This window comes from Streptomyces sp. NPDC048560 (assembly GCF_040650955.1).
GTDB lineage: Bacteria > Actinomycetota > Actinomycetes > Streptomycetales > Streptomycetaceae > Streptomyces.
In genome coordinates this window covers 141,010-164,986 of record NZ_JBEZIJ010000002.1, presented here as the reverse complement: position 1 = coordinate 164,986, position 23,977 = coordinate 141,010, and the positions used below count along the sequence as shown (strand labels likewise).

Below are 23,977 nucleotides of genomic sequence, written 5' to 3'. Positions count from 1 at the left end.
GCGAGTGAGCGAAGTGACTGAGACGACCCCACAGCCCGCGTACGACCCGCAGCAGCCGGTGCCCGGCCAGGTGCCGCCGCAGCCGGCGCCCTCCGCGCAGGTCGCGCCGACAGCGCCGGCCCCGGGGACGCGGCAGCCTCAGCAGGACCTGCGGTACACGCAGCCGGTCCAGCCCCAGCAGGCCGTTCAGCCCGCACCGCCGGTCGCCCGTCAGCCCCACGCCGTACCCGGCGTCGTGCCCGGCGACCACGCCGCCCCCGGCCCCCACTCCACGCCGCCCCCGCAGCCCGTCCCGCAGGACCGGCCGCTCCTCCAGTACCGCTTCGACGGGCCGGAGGACGCCCCCGTCCTCGTCATCGGGCCCTCGCTGGGCACGACGTGGCACATGTGGGACCGGCAGATACCCGAGCTGGCCCGGCACTGGCGGGTGTTCCGGTACGACCTCCCGGGCCACGGCGGCGCCCCCGCGCACCCCGCCACGGGTGTCGGTGACCTGGCGGACCGGCTGCTCGCCACGCTCGACAGCCTCGGCGTCCGGCGTTTCGGGTACGCGGGCTGCTCCATCGGCGGGGCGATCGGCACCGACCTGGCGCTGCGCCACCCCGACCGGGTCGCCTCGCTGGCCCTCGTGGCGGCCTCGCCCCGGTTCGGCAGCGCCGACGAGTTCCGCCAGCGCGGCGTCATCGTCCGCACCAACGGCCTGGAGCCGATGGCCCGTACCGCACCCGAAGCCTGGTTCACCCGCGGCTTCGCGGCCGCCCAGCCGGCCATCGTCGAATGGGCGGTCCAGATGGTCCGCACGACCGACCCCGGCTGCTACATCGCCGCGTGCGAGGCGCTGGCCGCCTTCGACATCCGGGCGGAACTCGGCCGCATCAGCGTCCCCACGCTCGTCCTGGTCGGCGCGGAGGACCAGGTCACCGGGCCCGCCGAGGCCCGCACGCTGGTCGCCGGCATCCCCGACGCCCGGCTCGCGCTCGTCCCCGGCGCCTCCCACCTGGCGCCCGTCGAGCAGCCCGGCGCCGTCACCGACCTGCTCCTCATGCACTTCTCCACCGCCTGGCAGGACACGCCGGGCCCGATCCCCGTACCGCCCGCCGTACCGGCGGCCCTCTCCGTCCCCTACGCGCCCGTCGCGGAGATCGCCCCGGCCGCCGTCGCACCCGAGTCCGCCGCGGCGGCCGGTCGCGACCGTCACGACAGCGGCATGAAGGTCCGCCGCGAGGTGCTGGGTGACGCACACGTGGACGGCGCGCTCGCCGCGTCCGACGCGTTCACCGAGGACTTCGAGGAGCTCGTCACCCGCTACGCCTGGGGCGAGGTCTGGAGCCGCGAGGGCCTCGACCGCCGCACCCGCAGCTGCGTGACGCTCACGGCCCTCGTCGCCTCGGGACACCTGGAGGGCCTCGCCGCCCACACCAGGGCGGCGCTGCGCAACGGGCTCACCCCCGAAGAGATCAAGGAAGTGCTCCTCCAGTCGGCCGTGTACTGCGGCATCCCGGCGGCGGGCGCCGCGTTCGCCATCGCCCGGTCCGTGATCCAGGAGGAAACCAGGCCGCCCGCGTAGCAAGATGGGCGCATGGACGCATCGCCTCTCACGCTCACGAAGAAGACGCACTCCTGTATCCGGCTGGAGAGGGAGGGACGGGCGATCGTCATCGACCCCGGAGGCTTCTCCGAGGACGACGCCGTGGCCGGCGCCGACGCGATCCTGGTGACGCACGAGCACCCGGACCACTTCGACGAGGCACGCCTGCGCGCCGCCCTGGAAGCGGACCCGGCCGTCGAGATCTGGAGCCTGCGCAGCGTGGCCGGGCAGCTCTCCGCGGCCTTCCCCGGCCGGGTCCACACCGTGGGCCACGGGGACACGTTCACCGCCGCCGGTTTCGAGGTGGACGTGCACGGCGAGCTGCACGCGGTGATCCACCCGGACATCCCGAGGATCACCAACATCGGCTTCATGATCGACGGCTCCGTCTTCCACCCCGGTGACGCGCTCACCGTGCCCGACCGGCCTGTGGACACGCTGATGCTGCCTGTGATGGCCCCGTGGAGCAAGATCTCCGAGGTCATCGACTATGTGCGCGAGGTCCGGCCGCGGCGCGCCATCGACATCCACGACGCTCTGCTCACCGATCTCGCGCGCCCGATCTACGACACGCAGATCGGGAAACTGGGCGGCTCCGACCACAGCCGACTGGTGCCGGGCGAGGTCGCGGACCTCTGAGCGCCGCACCCCGGCCGGGGGACGGGCGGCCGGGAGCGGGGCGACTGTCAGTGGGAGGCGTTAGGTTTACTGCCATGCGCATCGCCACCTGGAACGTCAATTCGATCACCGCCCGCCTCCCGAGGCTGCTGGCCTGGCTGGAGAGCACCGGCACGGACGTGCTGTGCCTCCAGGAGACCAAGTGTGCAGCCGAGCAGTTCCCGGCCGAGGCGCTCCGCGAGCTGGGCTACGAGTGCGCGGTCAACGCCACGGGCCGGTGGAACGGGGTCGCGCTGATCTCCCGCGTGGGCCTCGCCGACGTCGTCACCGGTCTGCCCGGCGGCCCCGACTTCGAGGGTGTGCAGGAGCCGCGCGCGATCTCGGCGACCTGCGGCCCCGTCCGCCTCTGGTCGGTGTACGTGCCGAACGGCCGCGAGGTGGCCCACGACCACTACGCGTACAAGCTGGCCTGGTTCGAGGCCCTGCAGAAGGCCGTCGCGGCGGACGCGGCGGGCGCGCATCCGTTCGCCGTCCTCGGCGACTTCAACGTCGCCCCGACGGACGAGGACGTCTGGGACCCGGCGCTCTTCGAAGGGGCCACGCACGTCACCCCGGCCGAGCGCGCCGCGCTCGCGAGCCTGCGCCAGGAGGGGCTGTCGGACGTGATGCCGAGGCCGCTCAAGTACGACCGCCCGTACACCTTCTGGGACTACCGGGAGCTCCGCTTCCCCAAGAACAAGGGTATGCGCATCGACCTCGTCTACGGCAACGCCCCGTTCACGGCCGCGGTCAAGGACAGCTACGTGGACCGTGAGGAGCGCAAGGGCAAGGGCGCCTCCGACCACGCGCCGGTGGTCGTCGACCTCGATCTCTGAGCGGGGCCCACGCCCCTCAGGCCGGGGGCGCGCCCCGGAGCAGGTGCGGCGCACGGGACCGTACGGCGTCGGTGATCTGCCGCGTGGACGGGTTCACCATGGCCTGTCCGGCGACCGTCACCGTCGGCACGGTCTCGTTGCCGTCCGCGACCGACCGTACGAAGGCGGCGGCGTCCGGGTCCCGCCAGATGTTCACCTCGGTGTACGTCAGTCCCGAGAAGCGGAGCCGGAGCCGCAGCTTCATGCAGTACGGGCAGCCGGGCCGCCAGTAGACGACCATGCCGTCGTCCGCGCCGCCGCTGCCGCCGCTGCCGCCGTGCTCGCCCGTGTGTGCCGTACCGTCCGCCATCGTGATCCCCTCATTCCCGCCACCCCGGGGCCTGTTGGCCTCCGGGTACGTCGCCCCGCGGATGCCGCGCGCACTCAGTGGACCGAGAAACCGCCGTCGACGAAGAGCGACTGTCCGGTGACATAGGCGGAGGCGGCGCTCGCCAGGAACACGGCCGCGCCCGCGAAGTCGTCCGCCAGTCCGTTGCGCTTGACCATCGTGCGCGCAGCCAGCGCGGCCACCTTCTCCGGGTCGGACGACAGCCGTGTGTTGAGCGGCGTCATCACGAAGCCGGGCACGAGGGTGTTGCAGGTGACTCCGTGCGGCGACCAGGCCTCGGCCTGCGAGCGGGCCAGTGACTCCAGCGCGCCCTTGGAGACCCCGTAGGCACCGCTGTTGACGAACGCCCGGTGCGCCTGCTGGGAGGTGATGTGGATGATCCGGCCGTAGCCCCGCTCCGCCATGCCGGGTCCGAACCGCTCGCCCAGCAGGTACGGCGCCTTCAGGTTCACCGCCATCGTGGTGTCCCAGACGTCCTCGCCGAGTTCGCCCATCGGCGGACGCAGGTTGATCCCGGCGCAGTTGACGAGGATGTCCGGCTCGCCGAACACCGAGGCCGCCTCGTCCGCACCCGCGCGGACGCCCGCGGAGGTGCCCAGATCGGCGCTGACCCGGGCTGCGCGGCAGCCCTCCGCGGTCAGCTCGGCGACGGCGGTGGTGAGTTCGGCTTCCCGGCGGGCCACGATGACCACGCTCGCACCGGCGCGGGCGAGGGCGCCGGCGATGGACCTGCCGATGCCCGAACTGCCGCCGGTCACCACGGCGACGCGGCCGTCGAGGGAGAAGAGGTCGGAAAGATACGACTGCGTGATCATGCCCAAAGCCTAAGCGCGGGCCCTCTTCGGCCCGCAGTGGGCCGCTCGGTGCTCCGGTATGCCACGGTCCATCCTGATCTGTCGATTCCGCACCGTTCCGATCGGGCGCCTGTCGCGACCTGCACCGGTGCGGGACGTCAGCAAGGAGAAGCCTTCCGGAAGGGCGGTGACGGCGGAGGGTCGCCCCGAGGGGCCGGAACCTCCGGGTGACGTACGTCCCCGCTGCCGAGCGTGACGCGGGCACGGACGCGCATCGGCTCGTCGCCGCGCCGGGAGAGCACGGCCAGCTCGTCGACCCGGGCCGTCATGGGGCCGAGGAGGGCTTCCACCTTGGGGGCGAGGCGGTGCGGGTCCGGGGTGCGGCCGAGGGACAGGTGCGGGGTGAAGCCCTGCGAGTGCGATCCGCAGAGCGGGAAGCGGAGCTCCAGGGACTCCCGCACCCGTGCCCAGGGCTCGTGGTCGGCGGCGGCCGGGTCGAGCCAGACGGTGGCGTCCTCGCGGTGTCCGAACCAGTGGACGCCCGCCAGGCGGGCGGTGAACGGCGGCGTCTCGGCGAGCGCCGCGGCGACCAGAGGCAGGGCCCGGTCGAACTCGGCCTCGGGGACGAAACCGAAGAGCACGTTGACGTGCGGCGGCCAGCGGCGGATCTGCCGGTCGTGTTCGCGGCGGATGTGCTGGATCGGCGGCCACAACCTCGCCGGCGGCAGCCAGGCGACGGCGGTGCGGTTCGTCGACGGGACGGCGAGGATGTCGCCGGGCGCCGGGGCCGGCACGGGAACGGCCTGCCCGACGAGCGTCTCGTCGAGCCGGTCGACGCCGGAGGCGCGGTCCCAGACGACCTGGCCGTCCGCCTCGAAGAACACCACCCGGTGCCAGGGGATCTCCCCGCCCGGCACGAAGTCGCCGAGCAGGACCCGCTTCGGCGGGGCCCCGCGTTCGGCGATCCCCATCACGAACCGCTCAGGGTCGAAGCGTGGGTCCCAGAGCACCCGGTTGTAGATCTCGTCGCTGGTGTGCACGTCAGCACCTGCCCTCGACCACCAGGGTGACGCGCGCCCGGTCGGCCCCGCAAATCAGGGCGCCCGGCCCGTCCACCTCGCTGCGGTTTCGGCAGGAGCGCGAAGGGCGGCGGCGGTTATCGCCCAGGCCTCCCACCTCGACCCAGGGGGCAGGTGACCCGGGAGTAGGGCTTGACGCCGTCCTCGGGCGAGTCGTCGAACGAGGGGCGGCCGACGGCGAGTTCACCTGCACACGACATCAACGTCGCGCTGCAGTGCCCGCACGCGAGCCTCAACCGGTCCTCGGTCCGGATCCGCCCGGGTGTCCATCTCGACGACCGCGAGGACGTGGGCGCGGCGATCGTCGCGTCCGCGTTGCGGCTGTTCGTCTGACAGGACCGCCGGCACCCGCCACCGGTTGGCGCCATGAATCGAACACGCGTTCCTCTCGGCTCGATCAACCGGAATCGGCCCCCTCGTTGATCACGTTGCCGGTCACGGGCCGCCGGTCCACACCCCCCAGGGTGCAGCGATTCGGGACCGGTTCTGTGTCAAGGTGAACAGGCGTCGACGGGGCCGCTGCGGCTGGGCGTCAAGGCGGTGAGGGCGACTGGGAGATGATCATGGTGAACGTGGGCAAAATGAAACTAACCAGAGCTAACTTCCTAGAGGCGTGCATAGGTGGAGAGCTGCAGGTCAGGCCCATAACCAGCATCAACGCATCGCGGGGGACCCGCTCATGAACATCCCTTTCCTGGACAACTGGCGTAAGCGCCAGGGTGGTACGCGGGGGGTCGCGCTCGCGGCCGCCGTGGAGGCAGATCCGGCCGGTGTGGCCGAGTTGCTCGCCGAATGCGAGCTGCTGCGCGTCCGGGCCGAGCAGAACGGACTCGAACTGGACGACAGCCCGGCCTCGTTGGCCGCACTCGATCAGCTCCCACCCCGCTGGCGCGACGATCCCGAGGAGCTGCCCTGGCTCGGCAACGACGCGGGTCTCTATCTCGGCACCGTCCTCGTGCGGAACGTGCCCGGCGCCGTGTGGCGTATCCGGCCCAGCGGTCAGCCCGTCGTCTGCCTCGATTCCGGGCGGGAGATCGACGTGGTCGAGGCCGGTCTCGACTGGGCGATCTCCGGCAGCCCCGAGCTCTCCCAGGTGTACGGGGAGTCCGCCGAGTACTGACGCGTTCACCAAAGCAGGATAAGCAGCCTTATGCCCCTCTAATGCGTGTCGACCGCTAAGTCCCGTACCCGGACGGATAGTTTGCGCTGACTTCAATACAGCGACATATGGGTAGGGCAGTGTATGGCCGTCGATCCGTTGATCGAGCTGCGGGGCGTCAACAAGCACTTCGGTGCGTTGCACGTACTGCAGGACATCAATCTCACCGTCGGCCGCGGGGAGGTGGTGGTGGTCATCGGCCCCTCCGGCTCCGGCAAGTCGACGCTCTGCCGGACGATCAACAGACTCGAGACGATCGAGTCCGGCCACATCGCCCTTGACGGCAAGCCCCTCCCCGAGGAGGGAAGGGGCCTGGCACAGCTCAGGGCCGAAGTCGGCATGGTCTTCCAGTCGTTCAACCTCTTCGCGCACAAGACCGTGCTGGCCAACGTCTCCCTCGCGCAGATCAAGGTCCGTAAGCGCAAGAGGGACGAGGCGGACGAGCGGTCACGGGAGCTCCTGGAGCGCGTCGGGCTCGCCGCGCACGCCGACAAGTACCCGGCCCAGCTCTCCGGCGGACAGCAGCAGCGCGTGGCCATCGCCCGCGCCCTCGCCATGGACCCCAAGGCCCTGCTCTTCGACGAACCGACGTCGGCGCTCGACCCGGAGATGATCAACGAGGTGCTGGAGGTCATGCAGCAGCTCGCCCGGGACGGCATGACCATGGTCGTCGTCACCCACGAGATGGGCTTCGCGCGGTCGGCAGCCAACCGCGTCGTGTTCATGGCCGACGGAGCGGTCGTCGAGGACCGCCACCCTGAGGAGTTCTTCACCGCCCCGGCGAGCGACCGCGCCAAGGACTTCCTGTCCAAGATCCTCAAGCACTGACGGGGGATTCATGGTGCGTACGAGAAAAGCCGTGGCCGCGCTGGCCTGCCTGCTGCTCGCCGTCCTCGCCGCCGGCTGCGGCAAGGAGGGCAGTCCGCCGGTGAAGGGACCCAAGGCCGGGGCGCTGCCCAGTTACGAGGTCGACACCGGCTTCCAGCTGCCCGAATCGAAGACCTGGCAGGAGGCCAAGAACCGTGGATACCTGATCGTGGGGGCCAAGGAGGACCAGCCCTACCTGGGCGAGAAGGACCCGGCCACCGGCATCTACTCCGGTTTCGACATCGAGATCGCCCGCATGCTGGCGGCCTCGCTCGGATTCGAGCCCGACGAGATCCGCTTCAGGACCATCGCCTCCGCAAACCGCGAGACCGCCCTGCAGAACGGGCAGATCGACTACTACGTCGGCACGTACACGATCAACGACATGCGCAAGAAACTCGTCGGCTTCGCCGGGCCGTACTACATGGCCGGCCAGGGCCTGCTCGTACGCACCGACGAGAACGACATCAAGGGGCCGCAGGACCTGGACGGCAAGACCGTCTGCTCCGCCGCCGGTTCGACGCCGTACCAGCGGATCGCCGAGGAGTTCCCCCGGGCGGACCTGGTCGCCTACGACACGTACTCGATCTGCGTCGACAACCTGCTGACCTACCAGGTCGACGCCGTCACCACCGACGACGCCATCCTGCTGGGCTTCGCCGCGAAGGTACCGGAGGAGATGAAGGTCGTCGGAAAGCCGTTCTCGGAGGAGCCGTACGGCATCGGCGTCCCGCGCGGCGACAACGCGCTGCGGGCCGCGCTGAACGACGCCCTGGAGGCCAACGAGAAGAACGGCAACTGGAAGAAGGCGTTCGAAGCGACGCTGGGGCTCTCCGGAGTGCCCGCGCCGACGCCGCCGCCCATCGACCGCTACCCGACGAACTGAGGGGACCGGCCATCTCATGGATGTACTCACGGAGAACTTCTCCCTCTACGGCGAAGGCTTCCTCGGCACCGTCGAACTCACCGTCTACTCGTCGATCCTGGCCCTGGTCCTCGGCTTCGTCATGGCCTCGTGCCGGGTGGCGCCCGTCGGCTCCTTCCGGGCGCTCGGCACCGTCTGGGTGACCGTCCTGCGTAACACCCCGCTCACCCTGCTGTTCTTCGCGGTGCTGCTGGGGCTGCCGCGCTTCGGGCTCGTCCTGCCGTTCGAGGTCTTCGCCGTGCTCGCGCTCGGGTGCTACACCTCCGCGTTCATCTGCGAAGTCCTGCGCTCGGGCATCAACACCGTGCCCACGGGCCAGGGCGAAGCGGCCCGCAGTCTGGGTATGACCTTCGGGCAGACCCTGAGCGCGGTCGTCCTCCCGCAGGCGTTCCGCTCGGTGATCCCGCCGGTCGGCTCGACTTTGATCGCCCTCGCCAAGAACTCGGCCATCGCCGGCGCGTTCAGCGTCACCGAACTGCTCGGCACCTACAAGACCCTCAACGAGCTGGGCTACAGCATCATCTGGTCCTTCGTGTGGATCGCCGTCGGCTACCTGATCATCACCCTGTCCATCAGTGCGCTCTTCCATGTGCTGGAGAAGCGCTGGGGAGTCGCCCGATGACCCACTCCGCGCCCTCGGCCACCGCGCTCTACGACATCCCGGGTCCGCTGACCCGCAAACGGCACCGCCTGTACGGCATCGTGTCCTCCGTCCTGATCCTCGCGCTGCTCGGCTGGATCATCTATCTGCTCTTCGACACCGACCAGTTCACCAGCGTGAAGTGGACACCCTTCGAGTACCAGGGCATCCAGGAACTCCTGCTGCGCGGACTCGGCAACACCCTCAAGGCGTTCGCGTACGCCGCGGTGCTCTCCCTGGCGCTCGGCGCGCTGCTCGCGGTCGGGCGGCTCTCCGTCCACCGGCCGTTGCGCTGGATCTCCACGCTGCTCGTGGAGTTCTTCCGCGCGATGCCCGTCCTGGTGATGATCTTCTTCATCTTCGTGGCGCTGAAGGTGCAGCCGCTGCCCGCCCTCGTCGCGGGGCTGACCCTCTACAACGGCTCGGTGCTCGCAGAGGTCTTCCGTACCGGAATCCACTCGGTGGACCGGGGCCAGCGCGAGGCCGCCTACGCCCTCGGTATGCGCAAGACACAGGTCACCACCTACGTGCTGGCGCCCCAGGCGGTACGGGCCATGCTGCCCACCATCATCAGCCAGTTGGTGGTCGCGCTGAAGGACACCTCGCTCGGCTTCCTGATCACCTACGAGGAGTTTCTCCACGCGGGGAAGCTGATCGCGTCGAATCTCGACTACGATCTTCCTTTCATCCCTGTGGTGATGGTGATCTCGCCGATTTACATCGGGCTCTGCATGCTGCTCTCGTGGTTCGCCACCTGGGTGGCCAAACGGGAGCGGCGCAACGTCAAGACCAAGGCCGTCGAGGTCGCTCCGGCGGAACCCGGAACGCTGCTCCCCTGAGGGCGGCAGCCGAGTGGTACCCGTCCGGCAGCAGCCGGTGATCACTTCTCGTACGGCGGAACCGGACACCATCCGGACCGTCAGGGCGGGGGGAAGGTCAGCTGCGCGCCGGCCGGGTTGTGCTCGACAGGCCGAGCGGCCCGACGTCGTGGAGACACGCGACGTGGGCCGCTCTTCCGGTTCCGGCCGGCCCGCGGACCGGTGAGAGGTACGCGGGGCCGCCGGCAGATGCGCCCGCGCCCCGCGCCGATCCACCGGGGATTACCGGACAGCCCTCAGTCGGCTGCGACGATGCGGCGCGCCGCATCGGTCTTCTCCTGGTGGGCGGTGCGCAGCTTTTCCAATGCCACGGTGTTCTTCTCGATGCCCGCCTTCTGGATCCTGGACTCGGCCTCGAACCAGATATCCAGCAGTCCGGTTCGCTCCTTGCAGCGCACGTCGGCGACCGCGGTCTTCTTCTCCTTCGCGGTGACCGTCCTGCCCTGGAATGCGGAGCTGTTCAACGGGCTCATCGGAGTCTCATAGCGGAATTCAGAATTCCGCATACATGCCGACCACTTCCGGAATGCTTCCTTCACGGATGGATCGGTGAGGGATTCCTCGTAGCTCTCCGTGGCGACACCGCTCGCGACCGCTGCCGCGTCCGGATCGTCGTACTTCTCCGAGAGCTCTACGACCGACTGCCCGAAGCATCCCTCCGCGGGGATCTCTTTCCCCTTGTACGTGGCCTTTTCCCCGCCATCCGGTACCGCGCCCCGCTTTCCGTAGAAAACGGGGAGGGCCTCCGTCGGGAGAGAGGGCCTTTCGCTCGGCGTGGCTTCGGGTCCGGGACGATATCCGAAGCTTTCCGCTTCGCTCTCGCTCGAAAGGCCGTAGCGGCGATCGGCGGGCCGGGGCGGTTCGCCTGCCGGCTTCGGCGGCTCGTAATCGATACCGAACGTGCGCATACAGCGCTGTGTCAGTACCTGCTGCGCCGAGTCGATCAAGGCGCTCTCGGCGTGCGTGTAGCTGTACCGGGCGATGGGCAGCCGGTCGGTGTAGGTGACCTGCCGCTCGGCCGCCGGGCGGCCGGACGGGGCGGGGGTGTCGGCGGCCCCTGCCCGGCCACCGCCCCCACCCGCACCGCTCCCGGAGGAGCAGCCGAGCAGGGCGGCGGCCAGGGCCAGGCAGGCCGGTGCCAGGCGTCTCACGAGGATCAGAACTTGTAGCAGTCGCCGTTGTAGCGCCCGTACCCGAACGACGCGTTGTTGTTGTACGTCTTCACGAGGCGTCCGGCGGTCTTGTAGGGCGGTATGGAGTCGCAGGCGCCCGCGAGGTTGCTGTTGAAGTAGATGTTCAGGTCGTAGTCACTGAGGTTCACCGCGGAGGCCGAGTTGTTCTTGACGTACTGGCCCTTGCCGGCACCGTCGTGCAGGAACTTGTAGCCGTTCAGGGAGTAGTGGTCGAAGCCCACGAAAGCGGTTCTCGAACCGGAGGTTCCGCTGTTGTAGTAGAAGATCATGCAGTACGGGTCGTAGTCGTCGCAGTACAGCGACGCCGCGGCCTGGGACGGGGGCGCCATTCCGACCACGAGGCCCGCGGTGGCGGTGGCGGTGATGCCAAGAGAAGCGATCTTGCGGCTCAGACGCATGGTGAATCCCCCTGTAAATGCTCGAACACGAAGGCACGACAAGTGAATTGCTCGTCGCGCGACCGCATGATCGTACCAGCGCTTGATCCACACGGGTATTGGAATCTTTGGCGCGTAACTACCCTTAAGAGAAAGGCCCTATGGGGCCGATCCGACCCCTTCGGCCCGTTCTACGCACCGTTCCGCACCGGATCGAGTCAGGGCGGGCCCTTCCACGGGACCCCACCGGATCCGGCCACCGAACGGGCATGGCGGGTGTCACCCGGAGCTCCTGACGCAGGCGTTGGGCGGCGCTCGGCGGCCATCCGTGAACCCCGAGGACGAAACCGTGGGAACCACGCGGGCGATGCGCTCGCAGCCCTCAGGTCGGCAGCCGGTCGTCGGTCATGGGCGTGCGTGTCAGCGGTCATCCGGGTTCTTGTTCGAGGCGGTCCTGACGATCGGGGCGGGGCGGAGTTACCCTGCGCGGACGATCCTTCACTGGAGGTGCGCATGCGTCGTTCCGTCGGGCGGAATGTCTCGTTCTTAGGTGTTCTCGCCGTCATCGCCTCGGTCGGGGCGGCCGCTCCGGCCGGTTCCACGACACCGGCCGGTCCGCCGCCCAAGTCGCCTGTGGCGGTGGGGTACGGGGGAGCCGTGGCGAGCGTCGACGCCGATGCGTCGGCCGCCGGAATCGAAGTGCTCCGCAACGGCGGCAACGCGGTCGACGCGGCCGTCGCGACCGCGGCGGCGCTCGGCGTCACGGAACCGTACTCGGCGGGCATCGGCGGCGGTGGCTACTTCGTCCACTACGAGGCCGCCACGGGTACGGTGCGGACCGTGGACGGCCGTGAGACCGCCCCGCGCAGCGCCGACTCCTCGCTCTTCCTGGAGAACGGGAAGCCGATCCCCTTCGCCGAAGGCATGACCAGCGGCCTCGGCGTCGGGACGCCCGGAACTCCGGCCACCTGGGAGACCGTGCTCGACACCTGGGGCAGCAAGCCCCTGAGCCGGCTGCTGAAACCGGCCGAGCGGCTCGCCCGTGACGGCTTCGTCGTGGACGCCACGTTCCGCGCGCAGACCGAGGGCAACCAGGCCAGGTTCGCGGACTTCCCGGCCTCCGCCGAGCTGTTCCTGCCGGGTGGGCAGCTCCCGGTGACCGGCTCGGTCTTCAAGAACCCCGACCTCGCGCGTACGTACGAGAAGCTGGGCCGCGAAGGTGCCCGCGCCCTGTACAAGGGCGAGCTGGCCGAGGACATCGTCACGACGGTGCGCAATCCGCCCGTCGATCCGGAGGCGACCCGGGTCGTGCGCGCCGGTGACCTGACGGCCAAGGACCTGAAGCGTTACCGCACCCTGCGGCAGGACCCGACGAGGGTCGGCTACCGGGGCCTTGACGTGTACGGCATGGCGCCGTCCTCCTCCGGCGGTACGAGCGTCGGCGAGGCGCTCAACATCCTGGAGTCCACGGACCTCTCGAAGGCGAGCCAGGAGCGGTATCTGCACCGGCTCATCGAGTCCAGCCGGATCGCTTTCGCCGACCGGGGGCGCTGGGTCGGGGACCCCGCGTTCGAGGACGTACCCACGCGGGGGCTTCTCAGCCAGCGGTTCGCCGACGCCCGGGAGTGCCTGATCGACGACGACAAGGCGCTGACCAGTCCGCTGGCCCCCGGTGACCCGCGCGACCCCGCCGCCTGCGCCGCCACCGGCGAGGCCGCCCCCACCCCGTACGAGGGGGAGAACACGACTCATCTGACCACCGCCGACAAGTGGGGCAACGTGGTCGCCTACACGCTGACCATCGAGTCGACGGGCGGCAGCGGCATCACGGTGCCGGGGCGTGGCTTCCTGCTCAACAACGAGCTGACCGACTTCTCGTTCGCGCCCGCCAATCCGGCCGTCCACGACCCGAACCTGCCGGGTCCGGGCAAGCGGCCCCGGTCGTCGATGGCGCCGACCATCGTGCTGAAGCACGGCAGGCCGCTCCTGGCGCTGGGCTCGCCGGGCGGTGCGACGATCATCACCACCGTGCTCCAGACCCTGACCGGCCACCTCGACCGGGGGCTTCCCCTGGTCGACGCCATCGCGGCGCCGCGCGCCAGCCAGCGCAACTCGGCGACGACGGAGATCGAGCCAGGACTGTGGGACAGTCCGGTCCGTGCCGGTCTCGAATCCCTCGGCCACGCCTTCCGGCTGAATCCCGAGATCGGGGCGGCGACCGGGGTACAGCGGCTGCCCGACGGGCGCTGGGTCGCGGCGGCGGAGAAAGTGCGCAGGGGCGGGGGCTCGGCCATGGTGGTGCATCCGGGCTGAACGTCATGACTCGACAGCGGTGGCCTCGGGGCCGGGTACATCCTGTTCAAGGACTCCAGGGTGTCGCCGATCGAGAGCCGCGGTGCCGCGGTCGCCGCCGGGAAGGAACTGGCGAGGGAGTTCGTGAACAACTGACTCCGGACGGGCGGGACTTCAGAGCGCGGTGAGGACGCGGGGGCCGTCGTCCGTGATCGCGACGGTGTGTTCGGCGTGGGCCGCGCGGCTTCCGTCGGTCGTACGGAGCGTCCAGCCGTCCCGGTCCGGGCGGAAGTCGTCGCCTCCGCCGCCGATCAGCATCGGCTCGATCGCCAGCACCATCCCGTGCCGCAGAGGCATGCCGCGGCCCGGACGTCCCTCGTTCGGGACGCCCGGGTCCTCGTGCATCGACCGGCCGATGCCGTGGCCGCCGAAGCCGTCGGGGATGCCGTAGCCGGCAGTGCGGCACACGCTGCCGATCGCGTGGGCGATGTCGCCGATCCGGTTCCCGACGACCGCCGCCGCGATGCCCGCGTCGAGCGCGGCGAACGCCGTGTCGATCAGCCGGGTGTCCTCGGGGCGGGCGCTGCCGACGGTGAAACTGATGGCCGAGTCGCCCGCCCAGCCGTTCAGCAGGGCGCCCGCGTCGATGCTCACCAGATCGCCGTCCCGGAGCCGTTCCGATGACGGGATGCCGTGCACGATCGCGTCGTTGACCGACGCGCAGATCACCGCGGGGAAGGGCGTGGGCGCGAAGTGCGGGCGGTAGTTCAGGAACGGGGAGGTGGCCCCGGCCTCACGCAGGACCTCGCGCGCCACCTCGTCGAGTTCGCGCGGCGAGACGCCGACGGCGGCGGCTTCCCGTGCGGAGGTCAGGATCTGTGCGACGACCCGGCCGGCCTCGCGCATCGCCTCGATATGTGTGTCTGTCTTGAGTTGCACCATGCCAATTACTATACCGGTCGAGGCGGTATTAGAATGACGGCATGGTTCGAACACCCCTGACTGCTGAAGAGCGCGCACGAGGCGAACGGCTCGGCCGCCTGCTGCGCGAGGCACGCGACGGACGCAGCATGGTCGTGGTCGCGGCGAGCGCCGGAATCTCCGCCGAGACCCTCCGGAAGATCGAGACGGGCCGGGCTCCCACCCCCGCCTTCTTCACGGTCGCCGCCCTCGCGCGCGCACTCGGCCTCTCGATGGACGACCTGCTCGCCGGATGCGCTTCCGAGCCCACGGCCGGCGCCGCGCGTCCCGCCCCACGAGAACAGGAGCCGCCACCCGTACCCCTGCCGCTCACGGCCTGAGACGGAGCGGCTGATCTTCGGGGTGAACTCGGCTGACACCACACTCGGTTCGGCCTGCGGGGACGCGTAGGGTCGCGCACATGACTCTTCAGGACTTCGCCCGCAGTGAGTACGTCAGCCTGACCACGTACCGGAAGGACGGCACCCCCGTCGCCACGCCCGTCTGGGCGGCGGCGGACGGCGACGTGCTCTACGTCTGGACCCGGTCCGACTCGTGGAAGGTGAAGCGGCTGCGCAACAGCAGCCGCGTCACCGTCACGGTCTGCGACCTGCGGGGCCGTGTAGCCGAGGGCGCCCCGAGCGCCGAGGGTACCGGGCAGCTGCTGGACGAGGCCGGCACCCGGAAGGTCCGCAAGATCATCGGCCGCAAGTACACGTGGAAGTACTGGCTCCTCGACTGGCCCGCGACGGTCGTACGGCTCGGCAAGCGCCCCCAGACGGGAATCGCGATCACCTTCTGACACCCCCGGGCCCTGCCGGGGGCCGCGGACCGCACCCTGCCCGAAAAGCCCGCGTAGTCGTCTCGTAACACGACTGCTGTCGAATACCTGCGGACTGCAAGGCTCCGGTCGACGGTTGGTGAGGGCGACGATGACGGTGCGGCAACCCGCGGTGGCGGTAGCCACGTTCGCGCACTACCTGCGGGACATGACGGCCCTGCTCGACCCCGGACGCGGCTGGTACGGAGTGTTCTCCCGGCGTGATCCCGAGGGGATGAGGGCCTGCTTCGAAGGCACCGAGGTGCCGCCCTGGGACGTGGTCGAGTCCCTGCTCCAGGACCTCGCCGTGGCTCGCGGGACGGCGTTCGCCGAGCAGGAGTCGGTCCGGGCCGCCGCGCTGTACTCCGCGTCGGCCGCCGCCCACGACCGGCGGCCGGGCGGCCGTCAGGCCCTGGTCCAGCGGCTCGAACTGATGCTGCGGGAGCAGACCGATGCCGAGCGGCGCATACGCGCCGTCCCCGGCAACACGGCGCACACCCCGGAGGCCAGGGCCGAGGCCCTGGCCTGGGCCCGGGACGACCACGAGCGGGCGTCGGCGCGCAGTTCGGAACTCCGCGCGAGGCTCGCGGCGGCCTCCACACCCAAGGGCTGGTTCCGGACGGAGGAGCCGGACGGTGCGGCGCCCGGGGCGAAGCCCGCGCGCACGGAGCCCGCCCACGCGGGCGCGCACGGAACCCCGGCGGAGCGCGTCCGGGAAGCGCCGCCCGCCCCCGCCCCGAAGCGGAAGAAGCCGCGGGGCGCACGCTTCGCGGGCCTGGACCTCGACGACGAGACCGAGGCGACCGTCCCCTCGGCGGTGCCGCTGCTCCCCTTACCGCCGCAGGCCGCGGCGGGACCGCGTGGCGCCCGCTTCCGCGGCGCCACCGCCCCCGATGACGCGCCCGGCGTCTCCGCGCCCACGGCCGCACCCGACCCCGCCGCCAGGCGCTCCGCCGACGAGGCCGTCGAACGGCTCGTCCAACTGCGCGCCCAGGGCCGCAGCGGCGAGGCGCACGTCGTGCTCTGCGAGGCGGCGGCCTGGCCTGCCGGTCATCTGCCCGTCCTCGCGCTCGCCCTGCACAGGGCGGGACTCGCCGCCGACTGGGCGACCCTCCTGTGGGAGGTGTCCACGCTGCCGCCCGCCGGGCTGGCAGCGGCGGCGGGCGCGCTGGCCGAGGCAGGGCGCGCCGACGACTGCGCCGACCTGCTGCGCCAGGGTGCGGCACGTCCCGCGACCGAGATCGCGGATGCCGTGGCCGCCCTCGACCGTGCGGGTCTGGCACCCCAGGTGCGGGCGCTGCTGGGCGCGTTCGTCCGCGTACGCACACCGCAGGACGCGGCCAGTATCGCCGAGCGCGATCCGCGCCGCCTCGTCCCGCAACTGCTGGCTGCGGCCCGTGAGGTGTCGGCGGCGCGCGAGTGGGACCTCGTCCACGCACTGCGGGTGGCGGGCATCGCCGGGGCCTGAGGGCCGTCGTCCGGTCATGCCGGACCCCGCGAGCCCGGCATGACCGGACGCCAGGCCGCAGTCATTACCCCGGCGCCCTTACGGGGGCGGGCGGCGGGCGGCGCCGGGCAGGATGGCACGGTCACACGCCGCATCGACCTCATCATCTCGGCGCTCGGTGTCCCGGCCGCCCTGCTCCTGCTCATCCTCGCGGTTCGTGACCACCGTGACGGGTGCGTCCTCCGGCTGGGTCCGGGGCGCCTGCGCCGTGCTTCTGGTCAGCACGTACACGCTGGTGCGTGACCTCCGGCGCGGGGCGTGAGCCGTCGCCCCGGTTCGTATGACCGGGCCGTGTCCCGGGACCGGCAACGCTCAGGCTGCTGGGCGTGACGCGCTCGGGGCAGGTCTCTGTCGTCCGCGAGCGCCTCGTGGAGCGAACCCCTCCGTGCCGTGCCAGTCCAGGATGACGACGGTGGCGTCGTCCTTCAGGTTGCCCCGGCAGGCGTCCAGTACCGCTGTGGTCAGGGTCCGGACGGCCTCCCTGGGATGCGATCCGCGGGTCTCGCCCACGAGCGAGGGCAGATCGACAGCTGCGGCACCGCGTTCCTGCATGCCGTCGGTGAGCAGGACCAAGCGGTCGCCGGGGTGCAACTGAAGCTCCTGGAGCTGGTAGGAAGTGGGTGCCGCGACGCCGAACGGCAGGTTGACGGTCAGCTGGACCTCCTCGGCCTCGGCGGCGCCGTCGCGCAGGCGCAGCGGCCAGGGATGCCCCGCGTTGACCAGCTCACACGTGCCCGTCTCCAGCTGGATGCACAGCAGTTGGCCGGTGGCCAGTCCGCGACTGTGGCTCAGCAGGGCCTCGTGGGCGCGATGGGCCTGGCGGAGCGCGTCGCAGCCCGCACGGCGGGCGCCGCGCAACGCGCTGGTGACCAGCGTGGCCAGCAGGGCGGAGTCGGTGTCGTGGCCCATCGCGTCGGTGATGGACAGGTGCAGGGTGTCCTGGTCGAGGGTGTAGTCGTACGTGTCGCCGCCGATGTCGTCGGCGGGGACCAGGCCCGCGGCCAGGGTGAACTGGGGTGCCTCGCAGCAGGACGCCGAAGGGAGCAGCTGATGCTGGATCTCGGCGGCCAGGCTGGTCCGGGTGGTGCGCCGGCCTGCGTGGTACAGGTCGGTGAAGCGGCGGTCCGTGACGATGATGTAGGCGAGTGCGTGGGCCGCGTCACTGATCTGCGCGAGCACGGTGTCGTCGGCGGACTGGAGTGTGACCTCCAGTACGCCGATGCAGTCGCCGCGGTTGCTCACGGGCGAGATCACGCGACGTCCGCCCTGGCCGTCCGGCTCGACGTGCTGGCGCTGGGTGCGCAGGACCGTTTCGTACGTACTGCCCTTCACGTCGATCCGTTCGGCGGCGTCCGCCCTGTCACCCTCGGCCGGCGCGGTCAGGCGCAACAGCCGCTGGCCCATGAGATCCACGAACAGGAACGACACGCGTTCCGCCCCGAAGCGCTTGCGCAGGTCGTGCGCGATCACGCCGACGGACTCCCCTGGCGGCGCGGATTCCGCTGCGGCCAGAAGCTCGCCGAGCTCCAGGTCTCTGCCATCCATGGCAACCTCCCATCGTCTGTCGGCACTTATGCCCAGGGATTCGCCGAGCTCACCTGGTACGTCGGTCACACCAGGTCACAGGCCCTTTCCCCGGCGTGGCGCGAGGCCGTCGCGGCGCGGACCGAGTTCGCCGTCGCGGCCCGGCCCCGACCTCAGAGTCCGGTGACCTTGGCGCTCGCCGACACCTCGTAGACGAGGGTGACCGTGCGGCGGCCACCGGGCGCGAGGGTGACGTCCCAGCGGGCGATGCCGTCGGCGTCGACCACGTCGGGTGCCGGTGAGCACGCGTCCGCGCGCAGGCGCACCTCGACCGCCGAGACCTCGGAGACGGGGATCCGCTCCCGCAGGACGACCACCTGCTCGCCCTGCTCCGCGGGGGCGGAGAACCGGGACACGTGCAGCCGGACGGTACGGGTGACGACGGTCCGCTGGCTGAGCCCGGTGGTGTCGCGGGTCTCCTCGGTGTGCCGGACCACGCGGAAGTCGTCGCAGCTGCCGAAGCCCAGCTCGACCGGGGCACCGGGGGCGGCGAAGTCCAGGGTGGCCCGTCCGCCGAATCCGCTGCCGCGGATCAGGTCGACGGGGCCGGCGAGCAGCGCGTGGCCCGACAGGTTGTCGAACCGCACCATGCGGGTGACCAACGGGGACAACTCGGGCGATCCCGCGTACTCGCCGCGCGAGGACGTGGTGAAGGCGGAGAGCGGTACGCGGTGGGCCCGGCCGTTGCCGCGTACGGAGGCCGGCCCCGGGGCTCGCAGCACCCGGGCCTCGCCACCGTCGTCGACCCCCGGCAGCCCGAGCACCGGGGCCGGTCCGAGGTTCCCGATCTTCTCCTCGCGCACCTCGACGTCGACCGTGCGGCGCTCCGCCGCGGAGCGGTCCCTGAGCGCCAGCCGGTCCTCGTTCAGCAGTGGCGGATCGGTGGCAAGCGCCGAGCGGGCCGTGGACAACGTCAGCCGCACGTCCGACCAGTCCTCGCCGGTGCGCTGCCAGACCACCGCGTCGGTCTCCAGCGTCAGGGAGTCCCCGTCGAGCACCGCCCGGTAGGCGGGCCGCCACAGCGCACACGGCGTGAGGTGGCTCAGGCGCAGCCCGGCAGGCCCGTCGGCCGCCGACTCCACGGTCAGCTCGACGTGGCCGACCAGCTCGGCGGGCTGGTCCTCGGAGAGGTCCATCGCCCGCTGCTGCGCGTGGAGTTCGACCGCCAGGGCGGACAGTCGGGCTTCCACGAGGCGCAGTTGTTCCCCCTGCTCTTCGCGCTCGGCGTCCACCCGGTCGAGTTCGCGGGCCCAGCGGCCCGGTTCCGTCTCCCCGGAGCCGGCCCCCTCACGGATGTCCCGCAGCAGGTCGCCGGCGATCCGGCCGAGCAGGTCGACGCGGGTGAGCAGCCGGTCGCGCCGCTGCCCCAGGGTCAGCTGCTCCTCTTCGATGGTGCGCACCCGGAGGCGCAGGGCGGAGTCCTCGTCCGTGGACACCAGCGGCCCGCGGGGCGTCCAGCTGCGAACGATCCGCGCGTCGAGCACGGCGGCGGGGTGATCGGCGGTCAGTTCGGCATGGAGCGTGTGGTCCACGGCCAGAGCGCTGACCGGCCCGAGACGCAGCCGGTGGACCCCGGCTGCCAGGTCGAGGACGACGGTGCGCTCGACATGGGCGCGGTCCTCCAGACAGGTGACGGCGGTGACGGGGAGGGCGATCGGCTTCGGGACCCCGGGCATGGCGTGTGTCAGCTCCTGCGGTTGCCGCCGACCAGGGCTTTGCCGGCCGGGATGCGGATTTCGTAGCCGCCGTCGAAGGCGGCGGTGGAGGCGGCGGGCAGGTCCGCACGCCAGATGCGGGTGCCCGGCGCGTACCGGTCGGGTCCCGCGACGTCCGCGGGGGCCGTCCAGTCGGCCCGTTCCTCGATCCGGACCTCCGGATCCGAGGTGACGGGAACCCGTTCGCGGATCTCCACGGTCACGGTCCTCCCGAGCTGGTTGGACAGCTCCACGTGGACGCGGTGGTCGAGCACGGTGGTCTGGTTGCGCAGGCCGGAGGTCGACTCCCGCAGGTGGGTACGGCGGGTGACCCGGATGCCCTCGGCCGGCCCGAGCCCCACCCGGCGGACGCCGCCGGGCGCCAGCGTGGGGAGTGCGGCGGTGAGCAGGAAGTCGTCGTCGACGGTGACCTCCACCGGACCCGCCAGCAGTGCCTGGCCGGTGGCGTTGGAGAGCACCAGCGTCGCGTACACGGTCTGGTCCACGGACGGCACGCACAGGTACTCGGTACGCAGGCCGACAGGGACCTCGCCGACGGTGACGGTGTGCCAGGTGCCGTCCGACGGAACGTCGGTACGGGCGGTGGCGTCGAAGCGGTGGTCGAAGGAACCTGCCGACTCCCGGGGCCGGACGGCCTGTCCGGGCAGCGGAAGCGTGGACACGGCTTCGGCGCGGCGGCGGTGCTCCGCACCCACCGGGTCGAAGGGCGAGCCGGGAAACAGCCGGCCCCTGCGTTCGCCGTGCTCCTCGGGGCCGCTCAGGACGAGGGCGGCGTAATCGAGCTCGGCGCCGCTGGGCTGCGGCGGACCGGGCACCGGCGGCGCGCCCCCGGGCTGCGGGGGACCGGCCGACGGCGCGGGAGGGGGCGGCGGCGAGGGGTGGCCGGGGGCGGCGGGAGCCATCGCGGCGGGAGCACCCGCGGAGGGACCGCCGGTACGCGGCGCGCCACGCGGTCGCGCCCCGCCCGGCTGCGCGCTGCCCGGCGCCGGGATCGCGGCCGGTGGACCGCCGAAGCTCTGTGGGGCCGCCAACGGTGGCGGAAGGGGAGCCGACCCGGGGCCCCCGGCGACGGCCGCGGCAACGGCCGCGGCGGCGCCGGTCCGGGCGGCCGGGTACGCGGCCGTCCCAGGGCCTGCCGTGTCGTAGCCGGAGAACAGGCCGGCGAGCCCGGGCGGGGGCTCGCGCCAGCCGGAGGGCGCGGGGGCGGGCTGGCTGCGGCCGATCCGGAGGGAGCGGAGGCTCGGCAGATCGGTCCGGCGCCGAAGATCGGCGGTGGCCAGGGCGATGCGTACGCCGGTCCAGTCCTCGCCCGTCCTCTGGGCCACCGAGGCGCGCAGCACCAGACGGCCGCTGCCGTCGCCCTGACGGCAGGTGAGGCGGTACGAGGGCACCCAGACGGCGCCCGGCACCCCGTACTCCAGCTCCACCTCCGCCTCACCCGAGCCGTCCAGGGTCAGCCGCACACAGACGCTGGTCTCCACATGCGCCGACGGCGCGTCTGTGGAGGCGCGGGCAAGCCGGTCGGCGGCGACGGTGAACTCGTGCTCGACGGCGCGCAGCGCCTCCTCCAGTTCGACGAGGTGGCTGTGCAGTCCCGCCAGCCGCTCGTCCACGAAGCCGGCCAGCTCCAGCCACGCGTCGACCGGAGTCCGGCGGTGCGGATCCTCGCGCTTGCGGGCAGGTGGGGCCGGGTGGAGCGACCTGGCCTCCTCGATCAGGCGCAGCTGGCGCTCCCGGCGTTCCTGCGCGGCCGCGTAGGCGTCGCTCAGCCGCTCGACCTCGCGCCGCAGTTCGTCGGACGGGCCCGTGGCCGGTGGCTCGGCCTCGACCTCCACCCGGGCCTCGGTGACCCGGACACCGGAGCCTGTGACGACCCGGGCGCGCAACGAGCCCGTGTCCAGCGAACGGGGCAGTCCCGTCACCCGGACCCGGCCGTCGGGTGGGACGCTGCCACGGGCCAGCCGTCGGCAGAGCGCGCCCTGCGCGTACACGACGACCGAATCGAGGGCCGAAGCCCACCGCTGTGCCGACTCACCCGTCACGTGCTCCGCCCCCATCGCGCTCATGCTGGAGGAAGACTAGCCCGGGCCGCTCCGCGCGTCAGCCGCGAAGCGGGCCCCGGCCGCACGGGCAGGCGCGTACCGGTGCCCGACGGGCGCCGTCCCGCTGACGGCAGCCCCGCCGCCCGGGCCCGTGTGGTGGCCCGGGCAGCGGTACGGTGCGGGGTTCAGGCTCGTACAGGTGCTCCCTGTGCCGAGTTCTCAGACACGGACGAGCGGGGTGTCGACCAGGTGTTCCGCCAGGAACCACGCCTGGCGTTCGCCCGTCCTGATCACCTGGGAGACCAACAGGTCGTTGGTGCCGTCGTCGCCCAGCCCGGCCGCGCGGGCCGCCCAGTCGTGGGCGTCGACGAGAATGGCCTCGTGGGCCTCCAGGAGGCGGGACAGCATCGCCGGTACCTGTTCGACGCCGTCCGGGGGACGCGGAATCGACGTGATCTCGGCGACGTGGCGGGGGTCCCCGAGCGCGACGCCGCCCAGGGACTGGACGCGCTCCGCGAGGGTGTCGACGAGTTCGAGCTGCTCTCCCGCGTGCTGGTCCAGGACCAGGTGCAGCTGGTAGAAGGTCGCGCCACGCATCAGCCAGTGGTGCTTCTTGTAGAGGCCGTACAGGATCTGCGTGTCCGCCAGCACCTTGTTCAGCCGCTGGCAGGAGTACATGCGTGCTTCGTAGGACAGGCCGACCGGGAACTGCTTGACGGTGCCGAACTCCTGGATCACCTCACCCTTCTGGTGCAGCCAGGGCTGACTGCCGTTCCCGGACGTCGGGTCGCTGGTCATGATGTTCCTCCTGTGGTGCAGTGCCGGGTGTGCCCGTGTGCGTCCACGGCGGGGTCGCACCGCCGTGCCGGGTGGACGTGATGTCGTGACGGCCGCAGACCGCGCGGGTGCCCTCAGGGCTCCGCGCGGCCTGCCGGGCCGTTCAGTCAGCTGGTCGCGCGCACGGCGTCCAGGATGAGGCCGGCGACGGCCTTCGGCCGGGAGACGGCCACGGCGTGCGAAGCACCGTCGAGCTCGACGACGGTCGCTCCGGCCCGCTCGGCACCGAAGCGCTCGACCTCGGGGTTGATGGCACGGTCGGCTCCGGCGACGAGGGCCCACGCGGGCTTCGTCCTCCAGGCGGCGGCCGAGGCGGTCTCCTCGAACGCGGCTGCTGCCAGCGGGCGTTGGGTCAGGGCGAGTACCGCGGTGGTCTCGGCGGCGACATCCGCGGCGAAGATCTCCGGGAACGCCTCCGGGGTGATGGTGACCTCCACCGAGGGCTCGGCGCCCTCGACCGGGTACGTCGCCTGCCTGAGGTTCTCGACGAGCGGCGAGAGGGCGAAGCGGCCCTGCAGCTCGCCGAGGCTCTCGCCCTGTTCCAGGACGTAGGCGGCTATGTAGACGAGACCGACGACGTTGTCGGTGGCGCCGGCGACCGTGATCAGGGCGCCGCCGTACGAGTGGCCGACCAGGATGACGGGACCGTCGATCTGCGCGGCGACGGAAGCGATGTACGCGGCGTCCGACGCCAGGCCGCGCAGCGGGTTCGGCGGGGCGACCACGGACACGCCGTGGTCGCGCAGCTCCGTGATGACGCCGGACCAGCTGCCGGCGTCGGCGAAGGCGCCGTGCACGAGGACGACGGTGGGGGTGGGCTCGGTGGGCATGTGTGGGTG

At 71.6% G+C, this 23,977-nt stretch carries 23 protein-coding genes and 1 pseudogene; 13 read left to right on the top strand and 11 right to left on the bottom strand.

Annotation, left to right across the window (positions count from 1 at the left end):
* Window positions 1-4: 4 nt before the first annotated feature.
* From AB0C82_RS07525 to AB0C82_RS07515, 3 genes are all read left to right on the top strand, one after another.
* Window positions 5-1,567, top strand: coding sequence for an alpha/beta fold hydrolase (locus AB0C82_RS07525; protein WP_362837363.1), 1,563 nt, complete (start codon window positions 5-7; stop codon window positions 1,565-1,567).
* A gap of 12 nt (window positions 1,568-1,579) precedes the next feature.
* Entirely contained in the window at window positions 1,580-2,227 is a 648-nt protein-coding gene (locus AB0C82_RS07520) for an MBL fold metallo-hydrolase (RefSeq protein WP_362837361.1), read from the top strand.
* A gap of 74 nt (window positions 2,228-2,301) precedes the next feature.
* Window positions 2,302-3,081 (top strand): exodeoxyribonuclease III, encoded by a 780-nt coding sequence (locus tag AB0C82_RS07515; protein WP_362837359.1) that lies wholly within the window; start codon window positions 2,302-2,304, stop codon window positions 3,079-3,081.
* Window positions 3,082-3,097: 16 nt separating this feature from the next.
* Here the strand turns inward: AB0C82_RS07515 and AB0C82_RS07510 are convergent, their stop codons facing one another.
* From AB0C82_RS07510 to AB0C82_RS07500, 3 genes and pseudogenes are all read right to left on the bottom strand, one after another.
* On the bottom strand, window positions 3,098-3,361 hold the full coding sequence (locus AB0C82_RS07510; protein WP_362838371.1) for a mycoredoxin: 264 nt from the start codon (window positions 3,359-3,361) through the stop codon (window positions 3,098-3,100).
* Window positions 3,362-3,504: 143 nt separating this feature from the next.
* Window positions 3,505-4,284 (bottom strand): SDR family oxidoreductase, encoded by a 780-nt coding sequence (locus AB0C82_RS07505; protein ID WP_362837357.1) that lies wholly within the window; start codon window positions 4,282-4,284, stop codon window positions 3,505-3,507.
* A gap of 209 nt (window positions 4,285-4,493) precedes the next feature.
* Window positions 4,494-5,303 (bottom strand): annotated as a pseudogene (locus AB0C82_RS07500) (RNA repair domain-containing protein); the annotation flags it as partial.
* 171 nt (window positions 5,304-5,474) lie between these two features.
* On the opposite strand from AB0C82_RS07500, the gene AB0C82_RS07495 reads away from it, so the two are divergent.
* From AB0C82_RS07495 to AB0C82_RS07470, 6 genes are all read left to right on the top strand, one after another.
* Window positions 5,475-5,675: a hypothetical protein gene (locus AB0C82_RS07495; RefSeq protein WP_362837355.1), complete on the top strand. Its 201-nt coding sequence runs from the start codon at window positions 5,475-5,477 to the stop codon at window positions 5,673-5,675.
* Between the two features lie 346 nt (window positions 5,676-6,021).
* The gene (locus tag AB0C82_RS07490) at window positions 6,022-6,462 is read left to right on the top strand and encodes a DUF6278 family protein (protein WP_362837353.1); all 441 of its coding nucleotides are present in this window, start codon (window positions 6,022-6,024) and stop codon (window positions 6,460-6,462) included.
* 123 nt (window positions 6,463-6,585) lie between these two features.
* Window positions 6,586-7,329, top strand: a complete 744-nt coding sequence (locus AB0C82_RS07485; RefSeq protein WP_362837351.1) for an amino acid ABC transporter ATP-binding protein — start codon at window positions 6,586-6,588, stop codon at window positions 7,327-7,329.
* A gap of 10 nt (window positions 7,330-7,339) precedes the next feature.
* Window positions 7,340-8,254 (top strand): glutamate ABC transporter substrate-binding protein, encoded by a 915-nt coding sequence (locus AB0C82_RS07480; protein WP_362837349.1) that lies wholly within the window; start codon window positions 7,340-7,342, stop codon window positions 8,252-8,254.
* Between the two features lie 16 nt (window positions 8,255-8,270).
* Complete coding sequence (locus tag AB0C82_RS07475; RefSeq protein WP_362837347.1) at window positions 8,271-8,915, top strand: amino acid ABC transporter permease; 645 nt, start codon at window positions 8,271-8,273, stop codon at window positions 8,913-8,915.
* Entirely contained in the window at window positions 8,912-9,772 is an 861-nt protein-coding gene (locus AB0C82_RS07470) for an amino acid ABC transporter permease (RefSeq protein WP_362837345.1), read from the top strand. Before AB0C82_RS07475 ends, AB0C82_RS07470 begins: the two co-directional genes overlap by 4 nt.
* A 275-nt stretch (window positions 9,773-10,047) precedes the next feature.
* Here AB0C82_RS07470 and AB0C82_RS07465 read toward each other — a convergent pair whose 3' ends face one another.
* Both AB0C82_RS07465 and AB0C82_RS07460 read right to left on the bottom strand, forming a co-directional pair.
* A complete protein-coding gene (locus tag AB0C82_RS07465) occupies window positions 10,048-10,962 on the bottom strand; it encodes a hypothetical protein (protein ID WP_362837343.1) in 915 nt (304 codons plus the stop codon).
* Between the two features lie 5 nt (window positions 10,963-10,967).
* Entirely contained in the window at window positions 10,968-11,402 is a 435-nt protein-coding gene (locus AB0C82_RS07460) for a hypothetical protein (RefSeq protein WP_362837341.1), read from the bottom strand.
* Window positions 11,403-11,894: 492 nt separating this feature from the next.
* Here AB0C82_RS07460 and ggt point away from each other — a divergent pair, with 492 nt between their 5' ends.
* Window positions 11,895-13,694, top strand: coding sequence for a gamma-glutamyltransferase (gene ggt / locus AB0C82_RS07455; protein ID WP_362837339.1), 1,800 nt, complete (start codon window positions 11,895-11,897; stop codon window positions 13,692-13,694).
* A 153-nt stretch (window positions 13,695-13,847) separates the two neighbouring features.
* Here ggt and map read toward each other — a convergent pair whose 3' ends face one another.
* On the bottom strand, window positions 13,848-14,615 hold the full coding sequence (gene map, locus AB0C82_RS07450; RefSeq protein WP_362837337.1) for a type I methionyl aminopeptidase: 768 nt from the start codon (window positions 14,613-14,615) through the stop codon (window positions 13,848-13,850).
* A 41-nt stretch (window positions 14,616-14,656) separates the two neighbouring features.
* On the opposite strand from map, the gene AB0C82_RS07445 reads away from it, so the two are divergent.
* The 3 genes from AB0C82_RS07445 to AB0C82_RS07435 all read left to right on the top strand — a co-directional run bounded on the left by AB0C82_RS07445 (window position 14,657) and on the right by AB0C82_RS07435 (window position 16,921).
* The gene (locus AB0C82_RS07445; protein WP_362837335.1) at window positions 14,657-14,974 is read left to right on the top strand and encodes a helix-turn-helix transcriptional regulator; all 318 of its coding nucleotides are present in this window, start codon (window positions 14,657-14,659) and stop codon (window positions 14,972-14,974) included.
* A gap of 80 nt (window positions 14,975-15,054) precedes the next feature.
* A complete protein-coding gene (locus AB0C82_RS07440; protein WP_362837333.1) occupies window positions 15,055-15,435 on the top strand; it encodes a PPOX class F420-dependent oxidoreductase in 381 nt (126 codons plus the stop codon).
* A gap of 130 nt (window positions 15,436-15,565) precedes the next feature.
* Window positions 15,566-16,921 carry a hypothetical protein gene (locus AB0C82_RS07435; RefSeq protein ID WP_362837331.1) on the top strand — a complete coding sequence of 452 codons (1,356 nt, stop codon included), beginning with the start codon at window positions 15,566-15,568 and terminating at the stop codon, window positions 16,919-16,921.
* A gap of 351 nt (window positions 16,922-17,272) precedes the next feature.
* On the opposite strand, the gene AB0C82_RS07430 is transcribed toward AB0C82_RS07435, so the two are convergent.
* The 5 genes from AB0C82_RS07430 to AB0C82_RS07410 all read right to left on the bottom strand — a co-directional run bounded on the left by AB0C82_RS07430 (window position 17,273) and on the right by AB0C82_RS07410 (window position 23,968).
* Entirely contained in the window at window positions 17,273-18,505 is a 1,233-nt protein-coding gene (locus AB0C82_RS07430) for a PP2C family protein-serine/threonine phosphatase (protein WP_362837329.1), read from the bottom strand.
* Between the two features lie 152 nt (window positions 18,506-18,657).
* Window positions 18,658-20,220 (bottom strand): DUF4139 domain-containing protein, encoded by a 1,563-nt coding sequence (locus AB0C82_RS07425; protein ID WP_362837327.1) that lies wholly within the window; start codon window positions 20,218-20,220, stop codon window positions 18,658-18,660.
* A gap of 8 nt (window positions 20,221-20,228) precedes the next feature.
* The gene (locus AB0C82_RS07420) at window positions 20,229-22,316 is read right to left on the bottom strand and encodes a DUF4139 domain-containing protein (protein WP_362838369.1); all 2,088 of its coding nucleotides are present in this window, start codon (window positions 22,314-22,316) and stop codon (window positions 20,229-20,231) included.
* 204 nt (window positions 22,317-22,520) lie between these two features.
* Window positions 22,521-23,099, bottom strand: a complete 579-nt coding sequence (locus tag AB0C82_RS07415; protein WP_362837325.1) for a DNA starvation/stationary phase protection protein — start codon at window positions 23,097-23,099, stop codon at window positions 22,521-22,523.
* A 146-nt stretch (window positions 23,100-23,245) separates the two neighbouring features.
* Window positions 23,246-23,968 carry an alpha/beta hydrolase gene (locus AB0C82_RS07410; RefSeq protein ID WP_362837323.1) on the bottom strand — a complete coding sequence of 241 codons (723 nt, stop codon included), beginning with the start codon at window positions 23,966-23,968 and terminating at the stop codon, window positions 23,246-23,248.
* Window positions 23,969-23,977: the final 9 nt, after the last annotated feature.

Bases quoted from the DNA above. Each gene is read 5' to 3' on its own strand.
- AB0C82_RS07520 (WP_362837361.1), top strand. From the start codon at position 1,580: ATGGACGCATCGCCTCTCACGCTCACGAAGAAGACGCACTCCTGTATC.
- AB0C82_RS07515 (WP_362837359.1), top strand. From the start codon at position 2,302: ATGCGCATCGCCACCTGGAACGTCAATTCGATCACCGCCCGCCTCCCG.
- AB0C82_RS07510 (WP_362838371.1), bottom strand. From the start codon at position 3,361: ATGGTCGTCTACTGGCGGCCCGGCTGCCCGTACTGCATGAAGCTGCGG.
- AB0C82_RS07505 (WP_362837357.1), bottom strand. From the start codon at position 4,284: ATGATCACGCAGTCGTATCTTTCCGACCTCTTCTCCCTCGACGGCCGC.
- AB0C82_RS07490 (WP_362837353.1), top strand. From the start codon at position 6,022: ATGAACATCCCTTTCCTGGACAACTGGCGTAAGCGCCAGGGTGGTACG.
- AB0C82_RS07485 (WP_362837351.1), top strand. From the start codon at position 6,586: ATGGCCGTCGATCCGTTGATCGAGCTGCGGGGCGTCAACAAGCACTTC.
- AB0C82_RS07480 (WP_362837349.1), top strand. From the start codon at position 7,340: ATGGTGCGTACGAGAAAAGCCGTGGCCGCGCTGGCCTGCCTGCTGCTC.
- AB0C82_RS07475 (WP_362837347.1), top strand. From the start codon at position 8,271: ATGGATGTACTCACGGAGAACTTCTCCCTCTACGGCGAAGGCTTCCTC.
- AB0C82_RS07470 (WP_362837345.1), top strand. From the start codon at position 8,912: ATGACCCACTCCGCGCCCTCGGCCACCGCGCTCTACGACATCCCGGGT.
- AB0C82_RS07460 (WP_362837341.1), bottom strand. From the start codon at position 11,402: ATGCGTCTGAGCCGCAAGATCGCTTCTCTTGGCATCACCGCCACCGCC.
- ggt (WP_362837339.1), top strand. From the start codon at position 11,895: ATGCGTCGTTCCGTCGGGCGGAATGTCTCGTTCTTAGGTGTTCTCGCC.
- map (WP_362837337.1), bottom strand. From the start codon at position 14,615: ATGGTGCAACTCAAGACAGACACACATATCGAGGCGATGCGCGAGGCC.
- AB0C82_RS07445 (WP_362837335.1), top strand. From the start codon at position 14,657: ATGGTTCGAACACCCCTGACTGCTGAAGAGCGCGCACGAGGCGAACGG.
- AB0C82_RS07440 (WP_362837333.1), top strand. From the start codon at position 15,055: ATGACTCTTCAGGACTTCGCCCGCAGTGAGTACGTCAGCCTGACCACG.
- AB0C82_RS07435 (WP_362837331.1), top strand. From the start codon at position 15,566: ATGACGGTGCGGCAACCCGCGGTGGCGGTAGCCACGTTCGCGCACTAC.
- AB0C82_RS07430 (WP_362837329.1), bottom strand. From the start codon at position 18,505: ATGGATGGCAGAGACCTGGAGCTCGGCGAGCTTCTGGCCGCAGCGGAA.
- AB0C82_RS07425 (WP_362837327.1), bottom strand. From the start codon at position 20,220: ATGCCCGGGGTCCCGAAGCCGATCGCCCTCCCCGTCACCGCCGTCACC.
- AB0C82_RS07420 (WP_362838369.1), bottom strand. From the start codon at position 22,316: ATGGGGGCGGAGCACGTGACGGGTGAGTCGGCACAGCGGTGGGCTTCG.
- AB0C82_RS07415 (WP_362837325.1), bottom strand. From the start codon at position 23,099: ATGACCAGCGACCCGACGTCCGGGAACGGCAGTCAGCCCTGGCTGCAC.
- AB0C82_RS07410 (WP_362837323.1), bottom strand. From the start codon at position 23,968: ATGCCCACCGAGCCCACCCCCACCGTCGTCCTCGTGCACGGCGCCTTC.